Origin of the sequence: Romboutsia maritimum, assembly GCF_002251085.2 — a bacterium.
GTDB classification, from domain to species: Bacteria; Bacillota; Clostridia; order Peptostreptococcales; family Peptostreptococcaceae; genus Romboutsia_B; species Romboutsia_B maritimum.
In genome coordinates this window covers 1-25,409 of sequence record NZ_NOJZ02000008.1, presented here as the reverse complement: position 1 = coordinate 25,409, position 25,409 = coordinate 1, and the positions used below count along the sequence as shown (strand labels likewise).

Sequence of the window (25,409 nt, the reverse complement as noted above, 5' to 3'; positions counted from 1 at the left end):
GAGTTGGAGTATATGAGAGATATGTTAATAGTAACAATAAATGAAATCCCAGGTAAAAAAATAACTAAGATTACAGGTTTAGTAAAGGGAAGCACTATAAGAGCTAAGCATGTAGGTAAAGATATAGGAGCGAGTTTTAAACAATTAGTAGGTGGAGAACTTACAGGATATGGAGAAATGCTTACAGAGGCAAGACAAATAGCTATAGGTAGAATGGTAGAAGATGCAGAGAGTCAAGGAGCTAATGCAATTATAGGATTTAGATTAACATCAGCAGCTGTCATGCAAGGAGCAGCAGAAATGCTTGCATACGGAACTGGAGTTGTAATAGAAGATGTGGAGTAATATTTTTTTGATTTTAGCTGTTATTTTAACTATAGGGGTTCCAATTATTATTGTTGTTGGTAGTATTATACTAATAATAGTAAAAATAGTTGAAAGAAGAAAAGAAATCAAAGAAGAGAATTTAGATAAATATAAGAAATATTAGTTGAATTTATTAGTTGTCTCAAAATGATTTGAAATCATTTATAGAGGCAACTTTTTTAATTTTTAGGAAATTATAAATAAATTATTTAAAGTAAAAAGGAGTATTTGTATATAATATATAAATATTATATAGTAAAGAATTTTATAAATATAAGGGTATTTAAAGATTCTATTGTAGAATAAAATCTAAATAAAAACAATTATGAAAAAATATATAAGTAAATAACAAGTATTAATGGAGGTAGTAAAATGTTTAAAACTGCTATTATAACACTTAGTGATAAAGGATATGAAGGTAAAAGAGAAGATATTACAGGTGAGAAAATAAAAGAATATATTGAATATGGTGGGAGATATAAAGTAACTGATTATGTTTTAATACCTGATGATGAAAAAATGTTAAAGGATAAACTTATTGAGCTTTGCGATTTAAATAAAGTTGATTTGATTTTAACAAATGGAGGAACTGGATTTGCTAAAAGAGATATAACTCCGGAAGCTACAAAACAAGTTATATCAAAGGAAATTCCTGGTATTAGTGAATATATGAGAATGAAATCTTCAGAAATAACCCCAAAAGCTATTTTGAGTAGAGGAGTAAGTGGGATAAGAAATAATACTATAATAATAAATTTACCAGGTAGTCCAAAGGGAGCAATTGAAAATTTAGGTTTTATAATAGACACTTTAGACCATGGTATAGAAATTTTAAGAGGAGAAGCTACAGAATGTGCCACTAATCTAAAAAAATAGTATATAATAGTATATAATTATTATGTAAAAAAATAGGCAAAGAGGGTAGCTAGAATGATAGATAAGTTTGGAAGAAATATAAACTATCTTCGGATTTCACTTACAGATAAGTGTAATTTAAGGTGTATTTATTGTATGCCACCGAATGTTAGGTTTGAAAAAAATTATATTAACAATAATCTAAGTTCCAAGGACTATAAGTTTATTATAAAGTCTATGTCAGAACTAGGTATAACGAAGGTAAGATTCACAGGAGGAGAACCACTTCTTCATCCTAATTTAAGTGAGCTTATAGCATTTACTAAATATGAATGTAATATAGATGATATAGGTATAACTACTAATGGAATAGGTCTTAGTGATATAGCTACTCAATTAAAGCAAAGTGGTCTAAGAACAGTTAATATTAGTGTAGATTCATTAAAAGAGTATAAATATAAGACTATAACAAGAGGTGGATGTTTAAAAGAAGTATTAAAGTCTATAAATACTTGTTTGAGGTTAGGAATAAAAGTTAAGATTAATTGCGTAGTTATAAATGATTTTAATGATGATGAGATATATGATTTTATATTAATGACTAAATTTAATCCTATAGATGTTAGGTTTATAGAATTAATGCCAATAGGGGAAGCTCAACCAATTTATAAGAGAGGATACCTTAATATTGGCGAAATTATAGACAGTATGCAAGAATTGTATAAAGTTCAGACAAATGAAAACACAACAGCTAAGCATTATATGTTAAGCGGGGCAAAAGGACGAGTAGGTGTAATAGCACCACTTAGTTGTTCGTTTTGCCAAAATTGTAATCGTATAAGGGTTACATCTAGTGGAACAATAAAATTATGCTTACATTCTAAAGAAGAAATAGATATAAAACAATATATTAATAGACCGATGTTGTTTAGAGAAGTTATGAAGGAAATTATATTAAATAAACCACAGAAGCATCATTTGATAGAAAATCAATGTAGTGATACCAATAGAAGGATGTATGAAATTGGAGGGTAAAATGTTAACTCATATAAATGAAAAAGGTTATGCAAAAATGGTAGATATAAGTGAAAAAAATGATACTAAAAGAAAAGCAATAGCTAAATCAAAGATTACTATGAGTAAAGAGGCCCTAGATAAAATTAAAAATGGACAAATAAAAAAAGGAGATGTATTATCAGTAGCTCAAGTTGCGGGAATTATGGGAGCAAAAAATACATCTATGAACATACCTATGTGTCACCAAATTAATTTAGTAGGATGTGATTTAGAATTTGAAATAGACGATGAAAATTGTTCTATAAATATATATGCAATTTGTAAGTGTTTAGGAAAAACGGGAGTAGAAATGGAAGCATTAAATGCTTGTACTACGGCAGCACTTACAATATATGATATGTGCAAAGCTGTAGATAAGAAAATGGTAATAAGTGATATTCATTTAGTAGAAAAAACAGGTGGGAAATCAGGCGATTTTGAATTTTAATCATATGGGGGAAAGATTAATGGCTAAAGTATTGTCTATAAATATAAGTGAAAAAAAAGGAGTAGTAAAAACTCCTGTAAATTATGCACAAATTAAAGTTGATTACGGTATAGTAGGAGATGCTCATGCTGGAAATTGGCATAGACAAATAAGTTTACTTGCAAATGAAAGCATAGATAAAATGAGAGATAAAGGATTTAGTAGTTTGAAATTTGGGGATTTTGCTGAAAATATAACAACAGAAGGAATAGAAGTTCATAAACTTCAAATTGGTACTAGATTAAAAATTGGAGAGTGTGAACTTGAAGTTACTCAGATAGGTAAAAAATGTCATGGTGGGTGCGAAATAAAAAAAATTACAGGTGATTGTGTAATGCCTAGAGAAGGAATTTTTGTAAAAGTTATAAAAGAAGGAATTATAAATATTGATGATAATATAAAAGTATTATAACGTAAAAGAGGTTGTTTTAAAATTATTAAATTTTAAAACAACCTCTTTTTATATAATATGTTTTAAATTTTTATAATATTAAATAACATAATAGAATATTAATAACTATTGAATAAAAATATATATGAAAATTTAATTATTAAAATGGGGGATGATACTGTGCCTAAAGAAGATTATAGAAGTTATGATGAAAGATATTTAAGGATTAGAATTAAATCTCATATGGGAGACAAAATACATATAAAGTTACCAATGGATTTTGTGAAAAAAATGATTAAAAATAACACTATAGATTTTTTTAATGGCGAAGATGATATTATTGATAGTGATAAACTTTTAAACTTGTTAATACAGGCATTTGAATATAATTTAGTTGGAGAAATTGCATATATGGAAAGAAATAATGGTGATATTATAAGATTAATAATTGACTAAAATTAAAAAAAGTCGAAAATATAAACTATGTAAGTAAGTACATAATAAATTTATATTTTCGACTGTTATATTAAAAAAATTTTTAACTACATGCAATTTTACTTTTCAACTATAAAAGATTTACAATCTGCTGATTGATACCAACTACAATTTTTACATATATTACCAAAAATTCCTTCGGTAATTGTGTTAAAAACCATATCCTCTAATTCATTATAACAATATATTTCTTCTTTTATATTAAAATAGTTACTAACTTTTAAATCTAATTCTTTTACCTTTTCTTCTGTTACACATTTATTTTTATTTTCATTATTTGGACATTTTTCGCATATACTGTCCAATGAAAAAATAACTTTAACTTTAGTGTTATCGTTTATTTTTTTATCATTAAAAATTTTATTGTATGCTCCTATTTCAATTATTACTTTTTTCATACCAGCATTAAATTCTTCGCTATATCCTATTCCTTGATAAGCTCTTATACATAATATATGATGTGGTCTTATTTTTAATATGATTTTAAACTCACCTTTATTCGTTTAGATACTCCTATGCCTACTGTTGTTGCTAATAATATTTTCATAAAATCTAATGCGATAAATGGTACTATACAAGCCATAATAGATTGATTAAAAGTCATCTTAGTAATAACTGAAAACATTATTGTACCTATAGTATAATCTATTAATAATCCAACTATCATTCCTAGCAATATATATATTGGATTTTTAAATTTTTCTGAGAAATAACCTACAACTAAAGCCATTAATGGAAAGCCTAATATAAAACCTCCTGTTGGGCCTAGTACTACACCTATTCCTCCACTCATTTGAGCAAAAACTGGTATTCCTATAGAACCGATAAATACATATACTATTTGTGATATAAATCCTCTTTTTGCACCTAATACTACTCCGGCTAAGGCTACCGCAAAAACTTGCATAGTAAGTGGTACAGTTGTAAATGGTATTGGGATTGATACTTGTGATAGTATAGCTGTTATGCTTGCAAATATTGAACAGATAATCAAATCTTTAGTTAAAAATTTCATTTTAATTTACCCTCCTATTATATATTTTACTGATATTATATGTATTTAAGTTAACCTTTAGTATTGATTTGGTTTACATTTAAATTATATAACATATAGCTTTTTTGTCAATTTAATTTTTAAAAATACACTTAAAATATAAAAGAGCTATCTCAAAATTTTTTATTTTAAGATAGCTCTTTAGTCACAACTATACATTATTTTAATATATTTTTCTCTGTTTCTTCAACTTGATCTTTCTTTTTTATTTGTATATTTGATATAAGTATAGCACTTATAATACAAATTGCTGCTAAAATTTTTATAAAGTTCACACTTTCACCTAAAATAATAGTAGCTAATATCATAGAGAAAACTGGAACTAGATTTATGTACATATTTGTTTTTGATGGACCTATATTTTTTATAGATATTTGTTGTATCAAATACCCACATACTGATGCAAATATAGACATATAAAGTACTGATAACCAACCATTAACACTTATATTACCTAGATATTCTGTTGGATTTTCTATAAATATGAATGGGAAAAGTATTAAAACACATGTTAAAAATGAATAACTTGTTACTTTTAATGGGCTGTATTTTTCTAGTGCTTTTTTAGATATAATTGAATATAAAGCCCAACAAAGTACAGCTACTAGCATTATGATATCGCCTTTATTTACATTTATATTATTTAATGTAGTTAAATTTCCATTTGTTACAATTAATATTACACCTAAAAAAGATAATAAAATTGATAAAATATGTTTTTTTTCTATAGTTTCTTTTAATAAAAGCCATACCAAAATAGTTGTTATAATTGGATTTGTTGCTCCTATTAATGATGAATTTGTCGCTGTAGTAAATTTTAATGATATAAAGAAAAATATATGATATCCTATCATACCTATGATTCCTAGTTTTAAAAAAATAGGGAAGTCATCTTTTGTTATTCTCCAATTTTTTTCTCTTTTTATCATTATTGGAAATATTAATATAGTTGCAAAAAGAAATCTAAAAAATACTAGAGATATTATTGGAAATTCTTTTATAGAAAATTTTCCTGCGATAAATGCTCCGGCCCAAAAAATTGATGCTATAACCATTATAAATTTTTTCAACAATCATTTCCTCCTTAAAATAAATTAACTTTATTACTGTTAAATTATAACATATTTTCTAAATTTATTACATTTTCAAAAACACACCAAATTTAACATATTTTTATCACAATCTTAAAATTTAACATTGTATTAACCTTTACTTAACATTAATTTAATTATTTTTTTTTGAAAGTTTGATATTCTTTAATTATAGACATAATAATTTTATAAAGTCGCACAAAAGACTATTAAAATAAAACATTCTTAAGGAGGAAATGAAGTTGGATATAGCAATAAGTCTTATGGGAGGTCTTGGACTTTTCCTTTATGGTATGAACTTAATGGGAGAAGGTCTTCAAAAATCTGCCGGAAATAAATTGAAAAAAATCATTGAACTACTTACAAGTAATGTTCTTATGGGCGTTTTGGTCGGGGTAGTGGTAACAGGAATCATACAAAGTTCTAGTGCAACTACAGTTATGGTAGTTGGATTTGTAAATGCAGGTATCATGAGTTTAAGCCAAGCTATCGGAGTAATAATGGGTGCAAATATAGGGACAACTGTTACAGCACAACTTGTATCTTTTAATTTAGAAGGTATTGCTCCTGTAGCTTTAGGTTTAGGTATAATTTTATATTTATTCTCAAAGAGTCAAAAAAATAAACATATTGCTGAAATTTTATTAGGGTTTGGTATGTTATTCACTGGTATGGAATTTATGAAAGATGCAGTTAAACCACTTGCTGAATTACCTGCATTTAGAGATGCATTACTATACTTTGGTTCTCACCCTATTTTAGGAATACTTGCAGGTTTCTTAATAACTGGTATCGTTCAAAGTTCAAGTGCATCTATGGGAATGCTAATTGCCCTAGCTTCTGAAGGACTATTACCTTTATCATCTGCATTACCTATTCTTTATGGTGATAATATAGGAACTTGTGTAACTTCACTTTTATCAAGTATTGGAGCTACTGCAAATGCTAAGCGTGCTGCTGTAATGCATTTATGTTTTAATGTTTTAGGTACTTTAATATTTATGATAGTTTTAAATAGACCTATTATGGCAATAGTAACTCATTTAGATCCAACAAATACAGCTAGACAAATTGCTAATGCTCATACAATGTTTAATCTTTTAAACGTAATAATATTATTGCCTTTTGCTAAGTATATAGTGAAGCTTGCTATTAAGCTTGTTCCTCAATCTGATAAAGAAGCTGAGAATTCTGCTTCTACAAAATACTTAGATGATAGAATGTTTGAGACTCCATCTATAGCTTTAGGTAATACTATTAAAGAAGTTTTAAGAATGGGACATAAAGCTACAAATTCATTAGATAATGCCATGAGTGGATTTTTAGATAAATCAAGCGAAAATATAAATAAGTCATTTGAATCTGAAAAAATAGTAAACAAACTTCAAAAAGATATTTTAAATTATTTACTAAAATTATCTAAATCACCTTTAAATAATAATGAAAGATATAAAACAGATATACTTTTTAATACAGTAAATGATATCGAAAGAGTTTCAGATCATGCTGAAAATATAGCTGAACTTGCTAAGGATTCAATTGAATTAGGCGTAGATTTCTCAGAGCATGCTATAAATGAAATTAATAACATTTATAATAAAGTAATGAATAATTTCAAGGAATCTTTAATATGTTTAAATCTTAATGATTTAGAATTAGCAAATAAAATATTAGAATCTGAGAAAGATGTTAATGCTATGGAAAAAGCTTTTAGAAAACACCATATAGATAGATTAAATGAAGGAAGATGTACAATAGATGCAGGAGTAATTTATTTAGATTTACTTTCTAATTTAGAAAGAGTTTCAGATCATGCATCAAATATTGCAAATCAAGTTTTAAAAACTAATTAAAAATTTTCGAGGATATAGATAGATTTGTGTGAAAATAAATTTACCTATATCCTTTTTAGTATTATAAATTAATCACCGTATGAAGTTTTAATAGAATTAATTAATAACACTAATTTCTATAGCTATTCAATTAATTATATAAAAAATTAATAAAAGTTGAAACATACAAGCATCAAAATGAAAAGATAAAGGTATTCCAATATTTTAAAGGAATATCTTTTTTTTTATTGGGATAAATTTATCTATTAAAATTTAAAATGTAAAACGTTATCATAAAATGAAGGTGGTTGACTGTATAAATTAAAAGGAATATAATAAGTCCTGTTGAATTTATGTTAAAAAAATTTAACATAAGAAACATTAATTAAGAGGTGATAGAAATGGAAAATACAGTAGAGGCAATTGCAACTAATAACTTATTATTAATATTTGCAGCAATTGCTATAACAGGAATAGTTTTAGGTAAATTGAGTGAAATTATGAAAATACCAGACGTAATACTATATTTAATAGCAGGAATTATAATTGGACCATCGCTATTAAATTTAATAAGTATAGAAGCATTTCCGGTAGAAAATAATCTAATACTTACATTTGGTTCAGCATTCATATTATATGAAGGTGGACGAGAAATAAATTTAAGAATATTAAACAAAGTTAAAATAAGTGTAGGATTATTAGCATCTATAGGTGTAATAATATCTGCTGTAGTAGTAGGATTTTTTGCAAGTAAAATATTTGCATTACCTATGATTACTGCAATACTTTTAGGATCAGTAATAGCATCAACTGACCCAGCAGCATTAATACCAGTGTTTAAGCAAGTAACAATAAAAGATAAAATTAAGCAAACAGTAGTTAGTGAGTCTGCTTTTAATGATGCGGTAGGAGCTATATTAGTTAGTACAATACTTGGAATTATAACATCTGGAAAACTTTCAATAGCTTCAAGTGTTGAAGAATTAATAATATCTACAGTAGTAGGTGTAGCTGTAGGAATATTTATGGGGTATATTTTCTCATTATTAATATCTGATAAGAAGTGGGGAATATTCCACTCATATGCTTCAATAATGTCAATATTAAAAGTTGCATTATCTTATGAAGTTGCATTACGTTTACATGGTAGTGGATATATGGCAGTATTTATAGCTGGACTTATAGCAGGAAATAGAAAGTTATTCGGACTTTGGATACCAGAGAATGATTTTCAATCTGAACACTACTTTAGAGAAAGTATAGGGTCATTATCTCGTATGGCTATATTCGTAGTACTTGGGACACAAGTTAATTTAGAAGCTTTAGGTAAATATTGGTTACCATCACTTTTAGTAGTACTTGTCTTAATGTTTATAGCAAGACCACTTGTAGTATTAATTTGTACAGCATTAGATAAAGAAGCTAAATGGACTTTTAAAGATAGATTATTCATGATGTGGGTAAGAGAAACTGGAGTTATACCAGCAGCATTATCAGGTATAATAGTTTCAATGAAATTAGAAGGATATGAAATAATATCTTCTGTAGTATTTATGACAATACTAGTAACTTTAATAGTACAAGCAAGTACTACTAAATTAGTTGCTAAAAAGCTAGGTGTACTAGAAGAAGAAACATATAATAAAAAATCAGAAGTAGCAGCTTAATGAAATACGTCTTCTCAAAATAAAATTTTGTATTTTGAGAAGGCTTATTTTATTTTGATTTAAACGTCTCGCAACTTGCATTATTAGAATTTATATCCACATGACTAGCGTTACATCCACCGCTTATATTATAGACACAGTTATTAGCACTACAAGAAATGTTCTGAGTATTAGTAAGTGAAATCTCTCCAGAATAATTAGAAAGATGAAAAGCACTATTATTTTTAAATGTATCACAATAAGTTTCTGGAGTTATAGCTGCATCAAAGCCTTCTACTTTTATATGGCAAGCATAGCAACTACCAGATTTATTAAAAGCACAAATATTAGCAAGACAGTTTAAATTAGTTTGCATAAAGAACCTCCTATTTTAGATTATATTAGTAGTATGCTAAGTTTTATAAAATTTAATCATTTATTTATTAAAATTTTCCAATATGTATAAATATTATAATTGAAAAATTAACTTAGTAAATTAATAAACAAAATTATACAAGGCATAGTAAATAAATCTAATAAAAATGCACCAACTAATGGTACTACTAAAAATGCTTTTTCAGAATATCCATATTTTTCACTAACAGAATGCATATTAGCAAGTGCATTAGGTGTAGCACCTAGCCCATGACCAATTAAACCGCTTACAATAATAGCAGCATCAAAATTTTTACCAAGAACCTTAAAGCAAATTAGTGTTGCGAATAATATAATAAATAAAACTTGGCTTAATACAATAATAATTATAGGTCCAAATAAGTTAGATAATTTTAATAAATCAATACTCATAAGAGCCATTGTTAGAAACATTCCTAGAGAAAGTTCCCCTAAAAAATCAAGTAACTTAAAGTCAAGATTAATCCAATTAGCTTTATCATTTATATTTTTAAATAAAACAGCTATAAACATACAGCCTACAACATTAGGGAGTATGATACTACTAATATTAAAAAATACATTTGTTATAAATTCTCCAATGCTTACACATAACAATATTATTAATGCTTGTTCAAAAAATAGAAAAGGCGTCAAATTAGAATAAGATTTTGATATAGAAATAAGTTGTTTTTTAGTTACATTTTGAGTGTATACTTTTACACTTGGTTTTAAATTATATTTATCGATTAAAAATTTAGCAACAGGACCACCTATAATGCCACCAAGTATAATACCTAAAGTAGCAGCTGTAATACCAACACTACAAGCACCTTTTACACCAAGATTTTCTATAGTTGTTCCAAATGCAGCAGCACACCCATGCCCACATTCCATAGAAATAGTTCCACACATTAACGCTAATAGAGGATGTATATCAGTAAATTTAGATAAAATAATAGTTATAAAATTTTGACAGTAAGCTAATATTCCACATAGAATCCAATATTTAAATAATAACTTTCCACCTTTTTTTACCAAGGCTATACTTACCCCAAGACCAAGTATAGTAAAGAAAAATGTCATAAAATAAGGCATTAAAGATGTATTCATGCTTATAGTACATATATTAATAAGATTTAAAAATAAGGTTAAAAAACAAAATAACAATCCACCTATAACTGGTGAAGGAATACAAAATCGATTGAAGAATTTTACTTTGCTCTTAATAATACTTCCAATTAAAAAAAGTATAATTGCGAGTATTAATGTGGATATAATATCAAGTTCTATAGAAAACAAAAATTTTTCCTCCTTAAATTTTAGATACTAGTACTAAATATATATGATGACTTTTATTAAAATATTAAAATAAAATATATTGACAATACAAAGAAAAGAATGTAAAATCTTTTAAAATATAGTTTTCGTATAACCCTAATAATAAGGTTTAGGGGTTTCTACCAGGAGCCAAAAATTCCTGATTACGAAGAATGCTTAATTTGAATTTAGGCTTTCTTTGTAATTAGGAATTTTTTTAATACAAATAATTACAAAGTGAATAATCTAAAATCAAGGAAAAATAATATATATAAACAAAATTGAAGGGGAAAAAGAATAATGATAAAAAAATTACCGAAAATAGAACTACATTGTCATTTAGATGGAAGTGTAAGACTTGATACAATTATAGACATAGCTAAAAAAGAAAATATAAAATTACCATCAGAAGATATAAATGAATTAAGCAGTCTTGTAAAAGTACCATCAAACTGCACATCACTAGTAGAGTATTTAAAAAGATTTGATTTACCAAATAAGATAATGCAAACAAAAGAAAGTTTAAGAAGAATTAGTTTTGAATTATTAGAAGATGCTCAAAGAGAAAATGTTAAATATCTTGAAATAAGATTTGCACCAATGCTTCATTTACAAAGAGAACTAACGATAAGTGAAGTTATAGAAAGTGTAATTTGCGGAATGAAGGAAGCTCAAGAAAAATATGATATTAAATCTAATCTAATACTAGGTTGTATGAGAACCATGAGCGAAGAAGATGCAATTTTAGTAATTAACGAAGGTAAAAAATTCTTAAACAAAGGTGTAGTAGCAGTAGATTTATGTGGACCTGAATTAGAAGGATTTTCAAGTAACTTTAAAAATGCTATGGATTTAGCTAGAAGTTATGGATATAAAGTAACTATACATGCAGGAGAAGCAGCAAGTGAAAATAATGTCCTAGATGCTATAAATTTATTAGGAGCAAAGAGGATAGGTCATGGTGTAAGAATAAAAGATAAAAAAGAAGTATATAAGCTAGTAAAGGAAAAAAATATAGTACTTGAAATGTGTCCAACTAGCAATGTTCAAACGAAAGCTATAGATGCTTATGAAAATCATCCATTTTACCCATTTTATAAAGATGATATAAAGGTAACAATAAGTACAGATAATAGAACAGTTTCAGATATAGATTTAAGCAGTGAAATTGATACTATGTTCAATAAATTTGACTTAAAAAGAGATGATTATAAGAAAATTTATTTAAATTCTGTAGATGCTACTTTTGCAGATGATAAAACAAAAAATTGGTTAAGAAGTTTAATATAAATTAGGAGTGATTTGTTTGGACTTTAAACTTGAGTTAGATAATTTAAATTATTACTTAAGAAAGAAAAAATTAACTTACAATGAATTTAACGAAATTATAGGGAATTATTATGTAAAAGATTATGAAGAATTTGATGAAAATTATTATATTTTAGAAATAATAGCACCATTAAATAATACAAATAATAAGGAAAAAGAGAATATGTATTATACAGATTATATAGAAATTATTAAATAGTAAAAGATTTTACAAATTATAAAAGTTATGATATTATTATAATGAAAAATATGTATAGGCGATGGAGTTCGCCATTAAACGCGAAAGCTAATGACTCCTACTCTTTTAAATAAGGGTAGGAGTCTATTTTTTTAGGGGGTAATTTTGATGACAATAATTTTAAGTTTAATATTAATAGGAGTTCTCGCAAATTATAGTGGAAAATTAGTAGAGAAAATTAAGCTACCATCATTAATAGGAATGATGATTTTAGGAATGCTTATAGGACCAGCATTTTTAAATTTAATACCACAGCAAACACTAAAAGTAGCACCAGTAATAAAAGATATAGCACTAGTTGCTGTGTTATTTATTGGAGGTCTTGGAATTAGTGTAGATCAAATAAAACAAATAGGTAGACCGGCAGTTTTATTAAGTGCAGTTCCAGCTACATTAGAAGGATTTACAATAGCAGTGGCATCTACGGTATTTTTAAAATTCACATTTATACAAGGTGCAATATTAGGATTTATAATAGCAGCAGTAAGCCCAGCAGTGCTTATACCATCTATGATATCTTTAATAGAAAGAAAATTAGGTCAAGACAAGGCAATACCTCAAATGTTATTAGTAGGAGCATCTGCTGATGATACTATTGCAATAACTTTATTCACTACATTTTTAGGGATTTATATGCAAAGTAACACTGGTAAAAATACATCTATTTTTATACAACTTATACTAATACCAATAACTATAATTTTAAGTCTATTAGTAGGATATGTAATATTTAAATTAACAAAGCCGATTATAAAAATAATAAAAAATGATTATTTAAAAGTAGGATTCGTATTTTTTATATGCTTATTAATGAGAAGTATTGAAAAGTATTTACATTTAGATATATTTAATTCTTTATTAACAATAATGTTATATGGATTTTTTATTAGAAATTATATAAAAGAAAGTAAGGATGTAATTTTAGATAATTTAAATAAAATTTGGAAGTTAGGAAAATTGTATTTATTTTCTTTTGTAGGAATGGCAATAAATCCAAGTTTGGTAGGAAAGTATTTTTTAGTAGGAGTAGCCATACTTACTTGTTCATTATTTGTACGTTCAATAGGTGTTTTAATATCTTTAATTGGGACAGGTCTTAATAAAAAAGAAAAATTATTTTGTGTAATAGCGTATTTACCTAAAGCTACAGTACAATCAGCTAAAGCTGCCATTCCTATGCAAATGGGGGTAGCAGGAGGAGAAATAATGCAGGCTATAGCAATACTAAGCGTTCTTATAACAGCACCAATAGGAGCGATAGGTATAAATTTAACTGCAGATAAATTTCTTAATAAGTATTATGAAATAGATGAAAAAGTATCATAATAATAGATAGTGTTTATATATAGAAAAATTATATAAGGAGGATTTATAATATGATAGAATTAAAAGAACAATGGGTAAAAGCAATAGATAGTAGGGATTCAAGAAGAACATATATAGATAAAGCTCTAGAAGAAAATGATATGACAGCTTTATTAGAATTAATAGGAAAAATAAATAAAGAAACAAACTTAAATATACAATTAGTAAAAGATGGTAAAGAAGCTATAAGTGGATTTAAAGCATCTTATGGTATGATAACAGGTGTAAGCTCATTTTTAGCATTAGTAGCAGATAAAAACATAAAAAACTACAAAGAAAAATTAGGATATTATGGAGAGATGTTAGTTTTAGAAGCTACTTCTCTAGGATTAGGTACTTGCTGGATAGGAGGTACTTATAAAAAAGAAGAATGCAAAAAACATATAAATATAAATGATGATGAAGAATTAGTTTGTATAATTGCAGTAGGATATGTAGATGAAGAATTGTCAATAAAAGAAAAATTAGTAGAAAGATTAAATAAAAAAGATATAAAATTAGAAGATATAATTATAGCTAATGGTAATGCAATTGCATCATGGATGAAAGAAGGTGCAGTATTTGCAATGAAATCTCCATCTGCATTAAATAAAAAACCTATAGCATTTAAAATAGAAGAAAATAAAATAAAAGCTGTTATTACTAAAAGTAATCATGGTTATGAAGAAATTGATTTAGGAATTTCTATGCTTCATTTTGCTTTAGGTGCATATACAAAAGAGTATAAAGGAGATTGGAAGTACGAAGAAGATCAATATATATTTAGTTAAATATGAAGAACTAAATATATAAATAGTAAACTAAATTTATTCTATTGGGAGAAAAAGTGTAATGGATAATTATAATGATGTTGCAAGACATGAATTAATAAATTGGAAAAAGCATATGAAAAAAAAGCCATCAATAATAGAAGCTTATTCAAAAGAGGTACAAAATAAATTTAATAATATACTCCCTGAAAAATATCATGAAGTAATGACTGTGGCAATAAAAAATATGACAAAGGCAGTTTTATATGGCTCTAAATATGTAACAAAACCACCATATGAATATTTAACATTACGAGAAAGGGAAGACTTACTTATAGATAAAACTCTAATATACAAAAAAACAGCAAAACTAGAAGGAGCAGGTACAGGAGCAGGAGGGCTACTTTTAGGTCTTGCAGACTTACCAATTTTACTAGGAATTAAGGTTAAGTTTCTTTATGATGTTGCAGCAATATATGGATTTGATGTAAATGATTATAGAGAAAGAATTTATATATTAAATATTATTCAATTAGCTTTTTCTAGTAAAAAACATATAAATGAAGTTTTTAATCAAATGGAAAATTGGAATGAATACATAAAAACTCTTCCAGAAGATATTAATGAATTTGATTGGCGAACTTTTCAACAGCAGTATAGAGATTATTTAGATTTAGCTAAATTTTTTCAGCTTATGCCTGGAATAGGTGCATTTGTAGGATTTTATATAAATGGAAAACTAATAGATAAGCTTAGTGAAACAGCTATGTTTGCATATAGAATGAGAATGAAAGAGTTAGAATAATTTTATATAATTTATAAAATAACCTAGCGAAGGGTGATATATAAATATCCCAATCGCTAGGTTAAATTATTTTAAAGTATATCCCTTGCTATTTTTTACTATAACCCCTTTTTGCAAAAGTTTACCCACTAAAACTTTAGAGAAGTGAGAAGGGTCTTGTACAACAAGTTTATTTTTACTATAAAATAAAGATGCTTTTAAGTTCATTAGTTCTTTTTCGATATCTTTTCTAGATAAACTTCCTTTAGAATCAAGCGCTTTTAAAATCTTTTTTTCTCCTTTTGAATATAGTATATCCAAGAGGTCTTTGGATTTATTTTTTTCTTTAAAAAGTCCCCAAGTATAAATTATTATAGTAGCTATGGCAAAGAGTAATATATATATTATAGTTTTAAACATTTGATTTACCATTTTTGTTGAATTTTATAAATTTATTATCATTTAATATATTAAAATATGAAATAAGTCTATCTAAAAGAGGTTCTGCATCTTTGCCAAATTCATTACTAACTTCTTTAGAAATATCGTAAACTGTTTTTTCATTATTTATACATTTCCAAACAAAGCTACCTTGTTTATCTAACTGTATGTCACTTTTTTGAGGTACTTTAAATAGTTTTTGAGCAAACTTATCAAATGTCCCACTTCTTTTTAATTCTAAAACAACTAAGTCATTTTCATTAATAGACCAATCAATTTTAGAGTTTATAATAGGTATAAAATCTAAATAATTTTTATTATTCCTTTTAAATTTACTGATAAAAATCCCCCCTTAAGACAATATGTACAACTAATAAATAATTTTAAAGTAGCTGTTTCAAAAATTTAATTTTGAAACAGCTCTTTATAATAATAATCTAATTTAAAAGTACTATTACTTATTTATTTTATGCTGTTTTCTTTTTATCTTTATGCCAAATAGAGAATTTAAATAAAGTAAGTATAAGTAGTATAAAGCATATTATAGAACCGATTGGTCCAAGACTAAATTTTGAAGATATATCCATTACTTTACCCAGGTTAGAAGTACCTATTGGAATTATAGCAAATATAGCAAGTAAAACTCCAATTAAACCTTCACCAGCAATGAGTCCTGAAGTATATAAAATACCTCTATCAATTTGATCTTTTTTATCTTCTTCAGAAACATTTTTTCTATTTTCTAAGAAGAATCTAATGATACCACCAACCATTATAGCAGCACTTAAATGTATAGGAAGATAAAGACCTACTGCAAATGGAAGAACAGGTATACCAATTACTTCTACAGCAAAAGCAATTCCTGCACCTGCAAATATTAAAGTCCAAGGAAGATTTCCTTCCATAACACCTTCTACAACTAATTTCATTAAAGTAGCTTGAGGAGCAGCAATTTCTTTTGAACCAAATCCCCATGCAGAATCTAATAAATATAAAACAGCTCCTATTGTAATAGCAGATATACAAACACCTATAATTTCTCCTATTTGTTGTTTTTTAGGAGTAGCACCTACTATAAAACCTGTTTTTAAATCTTGAGAAGTATCGCCAGCAATAGCAGCTATTATGCATATTACAGAACCTATCGCTATAGAACCTAGCATACCTTCGTGACCAACCATACCTGTTGATTTAAGTATAAATGTAGTTATAAGTAATGTAGCTATAGCCATACCAGATACTGGGTTGTTACTACTACCAACTAAACCAACAAGTCTAGATGAAACTGTGGCAAAGAAAAATCCAAATATAGCAATCAAAACAGCGCCTAATAAAGTAACTGGAATAGTTGGAACAAGCCATATTGCAATAATTACTAATAGAGAACCAAATAAAACTGTCTTCATTGATAAATCTTCATCTGTTCTTAAATAGCTAGTTGAAGAATCTCTATCAGAGTAATCTTTCATAGCTTTAGTAAATGTTGTAACTATCAATGGAAGTGATTTAATTAAACTTAATATACCACCACATGCAACAGCACCAGCACCAATATATCTAATATAACTTCCCCATATTCCAGAATAACCAAGTGTACTTATAGGATCAGCACCTGGATAAAGAATTGAATCTCCGCCAAATAAAGTAATAAGTGGAATTAAAGAAATCCATCCAACTATTGCACCAGCAAACATATACCCAGAAATATTATAGCCACATATGTAACCAACACCTAAAAGAGCCGGTAATACATCCATACCAACAGCTGCATTTTTATAACCAGGTATTGCCCATTCGATTTCACTTGGGAAAAGTTTAACTCCATCTGCTATAAATTTATACAGAGAAGCAATACCAAGACCTGCAAATACTACAGAAGCTTTAGAACCGCCTTCTTCTCCAGCTAGAAGAACTTCTGCACAAGCAGTACCTTCAGGATATGGTAAAACACCATGTTCCTTAACGATTAAAGCTTTTCTAAGTGGAATCATAAATAATACTCCAAGTAAACCACCACATAAAGCTATAATTGCGATTTTTAATAAACTAGGACTACCAAGACCCCATTCTTTCATCCAAATGAACATTGCAGGTAAAGTGAATATAGCACCTGCTGCTACTGACTCTCCAGCTGATCCTATTGTTTGAACTATGTTATTTTCAAGTATAGAGTCTCTTTTTAAAATAACTCTTATAACACCCATTGAAATAACAGCAGCTGGAATAGAAGCACTTACAGTCATACCAACTCTAAGACCTAAATATGCATTAGCTGCACCAAATATAACTGCTAACAAACATCCTAAGAAAATAGATGTTAATGTAAACTCAGGCATAATTTTATCGGCAGGTATAAATGGTTTGAACTCTTGTGTAGAAGAAATACTTTTTTCATCATTCATAGTTCTATCCCCCTAATAAAAATATTAAATTTTTTATTGTAAGTAGAATTAGTATAAATTAAAAATGAATTAATAAAATGATAGTTGCTTACGATTTGATTAAAACTTAAGTTAAATTAATAACAGAGCAATATGAAATATAAATAAAGTGACTTTTAATTAGATTAGTTATTAACAATGTATGTATTTATAATGCAAATTATTATATAGTATAAAATTTTCAAAAATTGCGACTATTGTAAATGAAAAAATATATCTATATATATAATTATATATACATAAAAATAATATATCAACACATTGTTGAAAAATTAGTGATTTTTAAATAATTAGGGGTTTTGTAGTTATATAAAAAATACCTATTTTTAATAAGAAAAGTATAGATATAAACAATGCTTAAAAAAAGCTAAATGATGATAAAATCTTACTAAGAATGATAAGAGGGAGATAATAATGATAAATTTACCAGAAAAATTTAATAATTTTAATGAAGCTAGACAAAAAGGATTTATAAAAGCAAAAGAACTTAAAGAAAGTGGAAAAAAATTAGTAGGAGTATTTTGTACATATACTCCAGTTGAGATACCAATGGCAGCTAAAGCAGTTACAGTAGGTGTTTGTGGAGTAAGTGAAGAGCCAATACCAGATGCAGAAAAAGTACTTCCAAGAAATCTATGTCCATTAATAAAATCAAGTTATGGACATGCTATAACAGATACTTGCCCATATTTTTATTTTTCAGATTTATTAATAGGAGAAACTACTTGTGATGGTAAGAAAAAAATGTATGAAGAATTAGATAAGGTTAAAAGAACTCATATAATGCATTTACCTAATGCTAGAAAAGGTGAATATACATATAAATTATGGAAAGAAGAAATAAAAATATTAAAAGAAGAAGTTGAAAAAGAACTAGGTGTAACAATAACTGATGATGATATAAGAGAAGCTATAAAAGATAAAAATGAAGAAAGAAGACTTTTAAGGGAGTATTACGAATTAGGAAAATTAAAACCATCTGCTTTAACAGGAATGGAACTTCATCAAGTTTTATATCAAGCTGGATTTAAATTTGATAGAGATGAATTAAAAAAAGACTTAAGAAAAGTAATAGATGATATGAAAGAAAGATATGAAAAAGGAGAATGCCCAGTACAAAAAGATAAGCCAAGAATATTAATAACAGGATCTCCAATAGGTGGAATAAGTGAGAAATTAATAAAAACTGTAGAAGAAAGTGGAGCATCAATAGTAGCTTACGAACTTTGTGGAGGAATAAGAGCAATTGACTTATTAGTTGATGAAGAAAATGAAGATCCAATAGATGCTTTAGCTCAAAAATACATAAATATAGGATGTTCATGTATGCTACATAATGATAATAGAATTGAATTATTAGATAGATTAGTAGATGAATATGAAGTAGACGGTGTAATAGATGTAGTTTTACAAGCTTGTCATACATTTAATGTAGAAAGCAATAGAATAAAAGAGTTTATAACAACTAAGAAAAATATACCATACATGACAATTGAAACTGATTACTCTAAATCTGATACAGAGCAATTAAGAACTAGATTTGAAGCATTTGTAGAAATGATAGAAGAAGGAGTATGTGTAAAATAGGAGGAGACATGTATAGTATAGGCATTGATTCAGGTTCAGTTGCAACAAAGGGAGTACTATTTGATGGAGAAAAAATAGTAAAAAAAATAATAATACCTACAGGTTGGAGTCCTAAGACTACATCACTTCAGGTATATGATTTTTTAAAAGAAGGAATAGAAAAAGATAAAATAAAAAAAGTAATAGGAACAGGTTATGGAAGAATAGCAATGGATTTTGTTGATAAGAAAATAACAGAAATAACTTGTCATACAAAAGGAATTTATTTTTTAAACAAAAATATAAGAACAATTCTGGATGTAGGTGGTCAAGATAGTAAAGTTATAAACTTAGATGAAGATGGAAATGTATCTAATTTTATAATGAATGATAAATGTGCAGCTGGAACGGGAAGATTTTTAGAAATAACATCAAATCTTCTAGGAAGTGATATTTCTGAAATTGATAATTTAGCAAAAAATAATGAGCCTGAAAATATATCTAGTATGTGTACAGTTTTCGCAGAGTCTGAAATTGTAAGTTTATTAGCTAAAAATATTTCAACAGGAAAAGTTTCAGCAGGGATTTTAAAATCTATTGCCAATAAGTCTGTATCTATGCTATCTAGAGGTAATATAGTAGATGAAATTGCATTTACAGGAGGTCTTGCAAAAAGTAAAGTACTAGTAAAAATGCTAGAGGAAAACTTAGATAAAAAAATTTTTATTGCACAAGACACTCAAATAATAGGTGCATTAGGTGCAGCAGTTATTGGATTTAGATAGAAATAAGAGAAAAAATAAATTAAATTGTTGACTTTTAAATAAATAAGTACTATTCTTTAATTGAGAAAAGAAAATATAGTAAATTTATGGTAACACTTAATGTGTGTTAAAAGGGAATGTGGTTAAATTCCACGACAGCCCCCGCTACTGTAAGAATGACGAAAGCTTAGTTTTAGGTTTTAAACCTTAACCACTGGGAAACTGGGAAGGTATTAAGCGATTAGGATGATTTCGAGTCAGGAGACCTGCCATAAATTTTACACAAGCTCTTTCGGGGTGGAAGAATGCTGTAATTAATAACAGTTATGTAAAAATATACTGTTACATATTATGAGCATAAGAACCGAGAGATCGGTTCTTTTTTAATGGGGGATTTTTATAAATTAATAAAAAAGTAAGGGGGATAGCTTTATGGCTGCAACAAGACAATTAGAAATAAATGAAAAAGAAGCTAAACTAATCGAACTTATAAGAGATTTGAAATTTGGGGAAATGAGAATAGTAATACAAGATGGTTTAGCAATTAGGATAGAACAAATTACAAAATCTGTAAAATTATAAACAACATTGTTTTATAATATAATTTTAAATTTCCTGGGGAGGAACATTTATGGAAGAACTACAAAAGAAAAAGCAGTTAGTACAAGAAGAAATGAAAAAAATAGGCATTGATAAAATGTTTAATATAATAGAAAAAAATGGAGTAGTTTTATTTAGAGGTTTTCAAGAAATAAAAGAAAACAAATGCTTAATAGGAGTTTTACTTGATGAATCAATATACACTAATGTAACTATATTCTTTGGAAGATTAAAAGACTCATCTAAAAAAGAAGAAGTATTAGAATTAGTAAATGAATTAAATTTATCATATAAAGCAAATCAATTTTTAATAAATGAAAATAATGAGTTATTAGTAAAAACTCCATACATAGCAATGGCAGAAGACTTTAATGCAGAGGTACTAGTATTATTAGTAAAAGAACTGTGCCAAATATTAATAGAAAAAGAATATATCAAATTTGAAGATATGATAATTAGTGCAGTAGAAAATACTGTAACTGCATAAAAACAACTAAAATTATTTAAAATAGAAGTTTTATACTGACCAAAGAATGGAGGTATATCTTAATCAAGGTATATCTCTATTTTTTTATATAAAAATTATTAATACAACAATTCAAGGGGGAAATCAATTATGTTTAAGAAAAAATTATTACAAAGAAAATTATTATCAGTATCTCTAGCAGCTTTATTTGCAGTAGGAATAGGAGCGCCATCATTAGCACATGCAAATACTAAAGAAGCCGTAGCATCTTCAGGAACAACAGTATACCTTACAGTAGAAAAATCAGTACTTGGACAAGGTTTAATCCAAGCACCAGTAAAAGTAACAATACCAGATAGTGTACAAAATCCAACTATATATGATGCATTAAAAACTCAATTTGGAGAAAGTCAAGATGGTATGAAACATGCGATGACACAATACGGACCATATGTAAGTGCATTTGCTGATAAGAATGAAACTTTATATGATACAGCACAATATCAACATAAAGATAAATTACCAAATGTATGCTGGTCAACTAATAAAAATCAAGAAGTTAAAACAAATGCTACAGATAAATTCTTAAGTGAAAAAGAATACAACGGTGTAGCTGGTTGGGTTACAACATTAAATGACAGTAAGGATGTTACCATAGCATCTACAGTTAAAGATGGAGATGTTATACGTTGCCAATTCTCATTAGCAGCAGGTTGTGATTTAGGATATTCAGGATGGATACCACAAGGAGAAGAACTTACTGAATATGGATATTATAACTGGGGACCAAGTAGTTCATTTTTAAATACAAAAGCTGATAAGAGTGAATTAATAAGAAAAATGGCAAATGAAGGTCAATCAGCTACTAATTATGATAAACTTATGAATGCACTGAATGATTTAGAAATTGAACAAGAAGTAGTGGATGGATTATTATAAAAAAATTTATCTGAGAATTGAATTTTTTTACAAAGAAAAAGAGTCTTTTATATAAAAGACTCTTTTTAAGATATAAATTAAAAAATAGGGGGAATTGTAGCAGTGAAGAAAAAAATAAAAATACAAAGTATTCTCTTATCTTTTATACTTATGGGGAATTTAATAGCTCCAATAAGTTCATTTGCAGAAGAAGGAGAAAAAGAGCCTAGTTTACCATGTAAAGATGGAGTTTATATAATAAGCTCACCAGAAGATTATAATAAATTTAGAGAAGATATGAATAATAAAGTAACATATAAAGATAAGAAAGTAATTTTAACAGAGGATATAAACTTAAAGGATACTGATTTAATACCTTATACTGCTGAAACAAATAGATACTTTAGTTATTCATTTGAAGGTATTTTTGATGGAAAAAGTCATACAATAAAAAGTTATCATGACAATAATTATTCGCTAATAGCAAATGTAGGTAAAAATGGAGTTGTAACAAATGTAAATGTACACACAGATATTAAAATTGGAGATACAGAAAATAAAAAACAAATAGAAAGATTTGGTGTAATAGCTAATACTAATATAGGAAGAATTACTAATACTTATGTATATGGAAATATAAATGTATATAATGATAAGATAGATTGGAAGAATTCAAAATATGATATTGGAGGAATAGTATGTGATTTGGGAAGTGGAGGAATAGAAAATTGTTGCAGTGCTATTAAATTTAAGCAGATAGGTAATAAAGATGAATATGAAACTGTGGGATGTTCAATGCTTAAATTTGCTGGTATAGAATGCAATAAAAAAGGTATCTACGGATATTATAAAAAAGCTAAAATTGATAAATGTATATTTTTAGGATCATATGATGTATTTACTGGTAGAATTGACCCTAAGAAGGGAATAGTATCAGATGAAATATATCCATCAAGTGGGTTTAAGAGTATAGATGGAATTACATTTTATAATAAAGACATAATACCTAAAAAAAGTTATATGTCTTATAACTATTCTTTAAAAGGAAAAACAACAGAAGAATTAAAAACAAAACAAACATATTTAGATGCAGGATTTGACTTTAAGGGTATATGGAAGATAGACGAAGCTGGAAAAGTAAATGATGGATATCCATATATAGATTCAACTAAAAAAGACATAGATGTTGATGTAAAAGTAAATGTAGAAGACAAAACATATGATGGAAAATTAGATGCAAAAGTTACAAGTTTAGAAGCAACAAGTGATAATGAAGAAGTTCAAAAACTTATAAAAGAATACAATGTGAAATTTGACTATAAAGTAAATAGCGCAATATTTGCTGATAGACAAGGACTTGTAGATGTACAAGTTAAATTTGATAAACTTAATATTGAATTTGATGATAATTCAAAATATAATTTTGTATTAGGAAAAACATTACCACCAAAAGCTAATTTATCTGATAACAAAGCACCAGTTTTAGATAAATCTAAGAAACCAGAGTACATAAAGAAAGCACAACAAGCAAGCAATATGATATTTGATAGAGCAATAGATGGTGGAAAAGAAAAGTTTAAATTTAATGATTTTACTCAATTTTGGAATATATTTTCAGCAGCAAGAGCAAATTATCCAGTAAGAGAAGGATATTATGATGAAGTATTTGAAAATATTCAAGACACTTTAAAAAAATTAAAAAAAGATGGTCAAATAGAGGGAATATGTGGACAGATTATAAAAGAAAAAGACTTTGCAGTAACAGAATGGGCAAAACTTGCATTAGCAGTTACAGCAATAGGATATGATATTAGAGATATAGAATCATATGATATTATCAATATACTTGCAAATGACAAAGCAAACTCTAGTTCAGGAAAATACTTAGCATATCAAACATCTATATTAGCATTAGACAGCTATAATTATCCAATGCCAAAAGGAGAACAATATTTTGACAAAGAAGAGTTTATACATAAAGGAGCTAGGGATGCTCAGAAATTTAATTTAAATAATGATGTAGACATGAGTACTATGGGTATTCAACCTATTTTAAAATATTATGACCCTAATGCAAAAGAAGGAGATAAGTACTATGATGTAAAACTTGGAGTTGAACATGTAATAGACACACTTTCTAAAATGCAAAGTAACCAAGGATATTATACAAGTATGTTCCCAGAAAGCTCTCCAAATAATCCTTGGACAAATAGTCAAGCAATGATAACTTTAGCAATGGGTGGAGTAGATGTATTAAGCGATAGTAGATTTACTAAAAATGGAAAAAATATTTTTGATGCTCAATTTAAATTCTTTGACTTTGAAAATAATACTGTAGACCAATGGCTAATGAATTATGAACCACCTCAAATAACAAGAGCATTTAATTCATGTACTCGTACTATATTAGGACAAAAACCATTCTTTGATTGCACAGATACAAACTCTGTAATAGGAGTAAAAAATGCAATAGAAGAATTACCAAAGGATGTAACAACTAAAGATAAAGAAAAAGTTGAAAAAGCAACAGCTTTATATAATAAGTTAAGTGAAAATCAAAAGAAATATATTAAAAACTATGAAAAATTACAAGCAGCACAAAAATCAGTTGAAAAACCAAGTAAACCATCTAGTTCAGGAGGAAGTTCACACAGTGGTGGAAATTCTTCAAGTTTAGTAGCAGTTGATACTAAGAAAATAGTAGGAGATACAAGATATGAAACAGCTATAAAAGTATCAAAAGAAGGATGGAATAAAGCTGA

The 25,409-nt window shown here is 27.2% G+C and carries 27 protein-coding genes, 1 pseudogene and 3 riboswitches; of the genes and pseudogenes, 20 read left to right on the top strand and 8 right to left on the bottom strand.

What is annotated here, in order from left to right:
* Positions 1 to 21: 21 nt before the first annotated feature.
* From CHF27_RS06315 to CHF27_RS06290, 7 genes are all read left to right on the top strand, one after another.
* Positions 22 to 345: a heavy metal-binding domain-containing protein gene (locus CHF27_RS06315; RefSeq protein ID WP_095406255.1), complete on the top strand. Its 324-nt coding sequence runs from the start codon at positions 22 to 24 to the stop codon at positions 343 to 345.
* A 7-nt stretch (positions 346 to 352) separates the two neighbouring features.
* Positions 353 to 490: a hypothetical protein gene (locus tag CHF27_RS14185; RefSeq protein ID WP_158534729.1), complete on the top strand. Its 138-nt coding sequence runs from the start codon at positions 353 to 355 to the stop codon at positions 488 to 490.
* Positions 491 to 738: 248 nt separating this feature from the next.
* Positions 739 to 1,242: a MogA/MoaB family molybdenum cofactor biosynthesis protein gene (locus CHF27_RS06310; RefSeq protein WP_095406235.1), complete on the top strand. Its 504-nt coding sequence runs from the start codon at positions 739 to 741 to the stop codon at positions 1,240 to 1,242.
* Positions 1,243 to 1,296: 54 nt separating this feature from the next.
* Positions 1,297 to 2,256, top strand: coding sequence for a GTP 3',8-cyclase MoaA (moaA, locus tag CHF27_RS06305; RefSeq protein WP_095406236.1), 960 nt, complete (start codon positions 1,297 to 1,299; stop codon positions 2,254 to 2,256).
* 1 nt (position 2,257) lies between these two features.
* Positions 2,258 to 2,725, top strand: a complete 468-nt coding sequence (moaC, locus tag CHF27_RS06300; protein ID WP_095406237.1) for a cyclic pyranopterin monophosphate synthase MoaC — start codon at positions 2,258 to 2,260, stop codon at positions 2,723 to 2,725.
* 19 nt (positions 2,726 to 2,744) lie between these two features.
* Entirely contained in the window at positions 2,745 to 3,176 is a 432-nt protein-coding gene (locus CHF27_RS06295; RefSeq protein WP_095406256.1) for an MOSC domain-containing protein, read from the top strand.
* Positions 3,177 to 3,335: 159 nt separating this feature from the next.
* Positions 3,336 to 3,611: a hypothetical protein gene (locus tag CHF27_RS06290; RefSeq protein ID WP_243444961.1), complete on the top strand. Its 276-nt coding sequence runs from the start codon at positions 3,336 to 3,338 to the stop codon at positions 3,609 to 3,611.
* Between the two features lie 98 nt (positions 3,612 to 3,709).
* On the opposite strand, the gene CHF27_RS06285 is transcribed toward CHF27_RS06290, so the two are convergent.
* The 3 genes from CHF27_RS06285 to CHF27_RS06275 all read right to left on the bottom strand — a co-directional run bounded on the left by CHF27_RS06285 (position 3,710) and on the right by CHF27_RS06275 (position 5,774).
* Positions 3,710 to 4,078 carry a DUF1284 domain-containing protein gene (locus CHF27_RS06285; protein WP_274541556.1) on the bottom strand — a complete coding sequence of 123 codons (369 nt, stop codon included), beginning with the start codon at positions 4,076 to 4,078 and terminating at the stop codon, positions 3,710 to 3,712.
* A gap of 44 nt (positions 4,079 to 4,122) precedes the next feature.
* Positions 4,123 to 4,665: a biotin transporter BioY gene (locus tag CHF27_RS06280; protein WP_095406239.1), complete on the bottom strand. Its 543-nt coding sequence runs from the start codon at positions 4,663 to 4,665 to the stop codon at positions 4,123 to 4,125.
* Between the two features lie 197 nt (positions 4,666 to 4,862).
* Positions 4,863 to 5,774, bottom strand: coding sequence for a DMT family transporter (locus CHF27_RS06275; protein ID WP_243444960.1), 912 nt, complete (start codon positions 5,772 to 5,774; stop codon positions 4,863 to 4,865).
* Between the two features lie 263 nt (positions 5,775 to 6,037).
* Between CHF27_RS06275 and CHF27_RS06270 the strand changes: the two genes are divergently transcribed.
* Positions 6,038 to 7,648, top strand: coding sequence for a Na/Pi cotransporter family protein (locus tag CHF27_RS06270; protein ID WP_095406240.1), 1,611 nt, complete (start codon positions 6,038 to 6,040; stop codon positions 7,646 to 7,648).
* Between the two features lie 380 nt (positions 7,649 to 8,028).
* Positions 8,029 to 9,294: a cation:proton antiporter gene (locus CHF27_RS06265; protein WP_095406241.1), complete on the top strand. Its 1,266-nt coding sequence runs from the start codon at positions 8,029 to 8,031 to the stop codon at positions 9,292 to 9,294.
* Between the two features lie 49 nt (positions 9,295 to 9,343).
* Here the strand turns inward: CHF27_RS06265 and CHF27_RS06260 are convergent, their stop codons facing one another.
* Positions 9,344 to 9,649: a DUF1540 domain-containing protein gene (locus CHF27_RS06260; RefSeq protein ID WP_095406242.1), complete on the bottom strand. Its 306-nt coding sequence runs from the start codon at positions 9,647 to 9,649 to the stop codon at positions 9,344 to 9,346.
* Between the two features lie 107 nt (positions 9,650 to 9,756).
* Entirely contained in the window at positions 9,757 to 10,968 is a 1,212-nt protein-coding gene (locus CHF27_RS06255) for a sodium/glutamate symporter (protein WP_095406243.1), read from the bottom strand.
* 105 nt (positions 10,969 to 11,073) lie between these two features.
* A riboswitch (purine riboswitch) is annotated at positions 11,074 to 11,173 on the top strand.
* Between the two features lie 113 nt (positions 11,174 to 11,286).
* Between CHF27_RS06255 and add the strand changes: the two genes are divergently transcribed.
* From add to CHF27_RS06230, 5 genes are all read left to right on the top strand, one after another.
* On the top strand, positions 11,287 to 12,276 hold the full coding sequence (add, locus tag CHF27_RS06250; protein ID WP_095406244.1) for an adenosine deaminase: 990 nt from the start codon (positions 11,287 to 11,289) through the stop codon (positions 12,274 to 12,276).
* A gap of 16 nt (positions 12,277 to 12,292) precedes the next feature.
* Positions 12,293 to 12,514, top strand: a complete 222-nt coding sequence (locus tag CHF27_RS06245) for a hypothetical protein (RefSeq protein WP_095406245.1) — start codon at positions 12,293 to 12,295, stop codon at positions 12,512 to 12,514.
* Between the two features lie 48 nt (positions 12,515 to 12,562).
* Positions 12,563 to 12,621, top strand: a riboswitch (Fluoride riboswitch).
* Positions 12,622 to 12,661: 40 nt separating this feature from the next.
* Positions 12,662 to 13,879, top strand: coding sequence for a cation:proton antiporter domain-containing protein (locus CHF27_RS06240; protein WP_095406246.1), 1,218 nt, complete (start codon positions 12,662 to 12,664; stop codon positions 13,877 to 13,879).
* 50 nt (positions 13,880 to 13,929) lie between these two features.
* Positions 13,930 to 14,688, top strand: coding sequence for a nitroreductase family protein (locus CHF27_RS06235; protein WP_095406247.1), 759 nt, complete (start codon positions 13,930 to 13,932; stop codon positions 14,686 to 14,688).
* A gap of 61 nt (positions 14,689 to 14,749) precedes the next feature.
* A complete protein-coding gene (locus CHF27_RS06230) occupies positions 14,750 to 15,472 on the top strand; it encodes an EcsC family protein (RefSeq protein WP_095406248.1) in 723 nt (240 codons plus the stop codon).
* 66 nt (positions 15,473 to 15,538) lie between these two features.
* Here the strand turns inward: CHF27_RS06230 and CHF27_RS06225 are convergent, their stop codons facing one another.
* The 3 genes from CHF27_RS06225 to CHF27_RS06215 all read right to left on the bottom strand — a co-directional run bounded on the left by CHF27_RS06225 (position 15,539) and on the right by CHF27_RS06215 (position 18,294).
* Positions 15,539 to 15,871, bottom strand: coding sequence for a hypothetical protein (locus CHF27_RS06225; RefSeq protein WP_095406249.1), 333 nt, complete (start codon positions 15,869 to 15,871; stop codon positions 15,539 to 15,541).
* Positions 15,864 to 16,061, bottom strand: coding sequence for a PqqD family protein (locus CHF27_RS14725; RefSeq protein ID WP_408638582.1), 198 nt, complete (start codon positions 16,059 to 16,061; stop codon positions 15,864 to 15,866). Before CHF27_RS14725 ends, CHF27_RS06225 begins: the two co-directional genes overlap by 8 nt.
* A 298-nt stretch (positions 16,062 to 16,359) precedes the next feature.
* Complete coding sequence (locus tag CHF27_RS06215) at positions 16,360 to 18,294, bottom strand: OPT family oligopeptide transporter (protein WP_095406250.1); 1,935 nt, start codon at positions 18,292 to 18,294, stop codon at positions 16,360 to 16,362.
* A 453-nt stretch (positions 18,295 to 18,747) separates the two neighbouring features.
* On the opposite strand from CHF27_RS06215, the gene CHF27_RS06210 reads away from it, so the two are divergent.
* The 6 genes and pseudogenes from CHF27_RS06210 to CHF27_RS06185 form a co-directional block, all read left to right on the top strand.
* Positions 18,748 to 19,920: a double-cubane-cluster-containing anaerobic reductase gene (locus CHF27_RS06210; RefSeq protein WP_095406251.1), complete on the top strand. Its 1,173-nt coding sequence runs from the start codon at positions 18,748 to 18,750 to the stop codon at positions 19,918 to 19,920.
* A gap of 8 nt (positions 19,921 to 19,928) precedes the next feature.
* Entirely contained in the window at positions 19,929 to 20,684 is a 756-nt protein-coding gene (locus tag CHF27_RS06205; RefSeq protein ID WP_095406260.1) for an acyl-CoA dehydratase activase, read from the top strand.
* Between the two features lie 70 nt (positions 20,685 to 20,754).
* A riboswitch (cobalamin riboswitch) is annotated at positions 20,755 to 20,951 on the top strand.
* A gap of 144 nt (positions 20,952 to 21,095) precedes the next feature.
* A complete protein-coding gene (locus CHF27_RS06200) occupies positions 21,096 to 21,245 on the top strand; it encodes a DUF2292 domain-containing protein (protein WP_095406252.1) in 150 nt (49 codons plus the stop codon).
* A gap of 49 nt (positions 21,246 to 21,294) precedes the next feature.
* Positions 21,295 to 21,750, top strand: a complete 456-nt coding sequence (locus CHF27_RS06195; protein WP_095406253.1) for a hypothetical protein — start codon at positions 21,295 to 21,297, stop codon at positions 21,748 to 21,750.
* Positions 21,751 to 21,879: 129 nt separating this feature from the next.
* On the top strand, positions 21,880 to 22,668 hold the full coding sequence (locus tag CHF27_RS06190; RefSeq protein WP_115976004.1) for a hypothetical protein: 789 nt from the start codon (positions 21,880 to 21,882) through the stop codon (positions 22,666 to 22,668).
* Positions 22,669 to 22,770: 102 nt separating this feature from the next.
* A pseudogene (locus CHF27_RS06185) lies at positions 22,771 to 25,409 on the top strand (hypothetical protein); the annotation flags it as partial.

What these genes read in the sequence shown, in the direction of transcription:
- CHF27_RS06315 (WP_095406255.1), top strand. Translation starts at nt 22, where the DNA reads ATGTTAATAGTAACAATAAATGAAATCCCAGGTAAAAAAATAACTAAG.
- CHF27_RS06310 (WP_095406235.1), top strand. Translation starts at nt 739, where the DNA reads ATGTTTAAAACTGCTATTATAACACTTAGTGATAAAGGATATGAAGGT.
- moaA (WP_095406236.1), top strand. Translation starts at nt 1,297, where the DNA reads ATGATAGATAAGTTTGGAAGAAATATAAACTATCTTCGGATTTCACTT.
- moaC (WP_095406237.1), top strand. Translation starts at nt 2,258, where the DNA reads ATGTTAACTCATATAAATGAAAAAGGTTATGCAAAAATGGTAGATATA.
- CHF27_RS06295 (WP_095406256.1), top strand. Translation starts at nt 2,745, where the DNA reads ATGGCTAAAGTATTGTCTATAAATATAAGTGAAAAAAAAGGAGTAGTA.
- CHF27_RS06280 (WP_095406239.1), bottom strand. Translation starts at nt 4,665, where the DNA reads ATGAAATTTTTAACTAAAGATTTGATTATCTGTTCAATATTTGCAAGC.
- CHF27_RS06265 (WP_095406241.1), top strand. Translation starts at nt 8,029, where the DNA reads ATGGAAAATACAGTAGAGGCAATTGCAACTAATAACTTATTATTAATA.
- CHF27_RS06260 (WP_095406242.1), bottom strand. Translation starts at nt 9,649, where the DNA reads ATGCAAACTAATTTAAACTGTCTTGCTAATATTTGTGCTTTTAATAAA.
- add (WP_095406244.1), top strand. Translation starts at nt 11,287, where the DNA reads ATGATAAAAAAATTACCGAAAATAGAACTACATTGTCATTTAGATGGA.
- CHF27_RS06240 (WP_095406246.1), top strand. Translation starts at nt 12,662, where the DNA reads ATGACAATAATTTTAAGTTTAATATTAATAGGAGTTCTCGCAAATTAT.
- CHF27_RS06235 (WP_095406247.1), top strand. Translation starts at nt 13,930, where the DNA reads ATGATAGAATTAAAAGAACAATGGGTAAAAGCAATAGATAGTAGGGAT.
- CHF27_RS06230 (WP_095406248.1), top strand. Translation starts at nt 14,750, where the DNA reads ATGGATAATTATAATGATGTTGCAAGACATGAATTAATAAATTGGAAA.
- CHF27_RS06225 (WP_095406249.1), bottom strand. Translation starts at nt 15,871, where the DNA reads ATGTTTAAAACTATAATATATATATTACTCTTTGCCATAGCTACTATA.
- CHF27_RS06215 (WP_095406250.1), bottom strand. Translation starts at nt 18,294, where the DNA reads ATGAATGATGAAAAAAGTATTTCTTCTACACAAGAGTTCAAACCATTT.
- CHF27_RS06210 (WP_095406251.1), top strand. Translation starts at nt 18,748, where the DNA reads ATGATAAATTTACCAGAAAAATTTAATAATTTTAATGAAGCTAGACAA.
- CHF27_RS06205 (WP_095406260.1), top strand. Translation starts at nt 19,929, where the DNA reads ATGTATAGTATAGGCATTGATTCAGGTTCAGTTGCAACAAAGGGAGTA.
- CHF27_RS06200 (WP_095406252.1), top strand. Translation starts at nt 21,096, where the DNA reads ATGGCTGCAACAAGACAATTAGAAATAAATGAAAAAGAAGCTAAACTA.
- CHF27_RS06195 (WP_095406253.1), top strand. Translation starts at nt 21,295, where the DNA reads ATGGAAGAACTACAAAAGAAAAAGCAGTTAGTACAAGAAGAAATGAAA.
- CHF27_RS06190 (WP_115976004.1), top strand. Translation starts at nt 21,880, where the DNA reads ATGTTTAAGAAAAAATTATTACAAAGAAAATTATTATCAGTATCTCTA.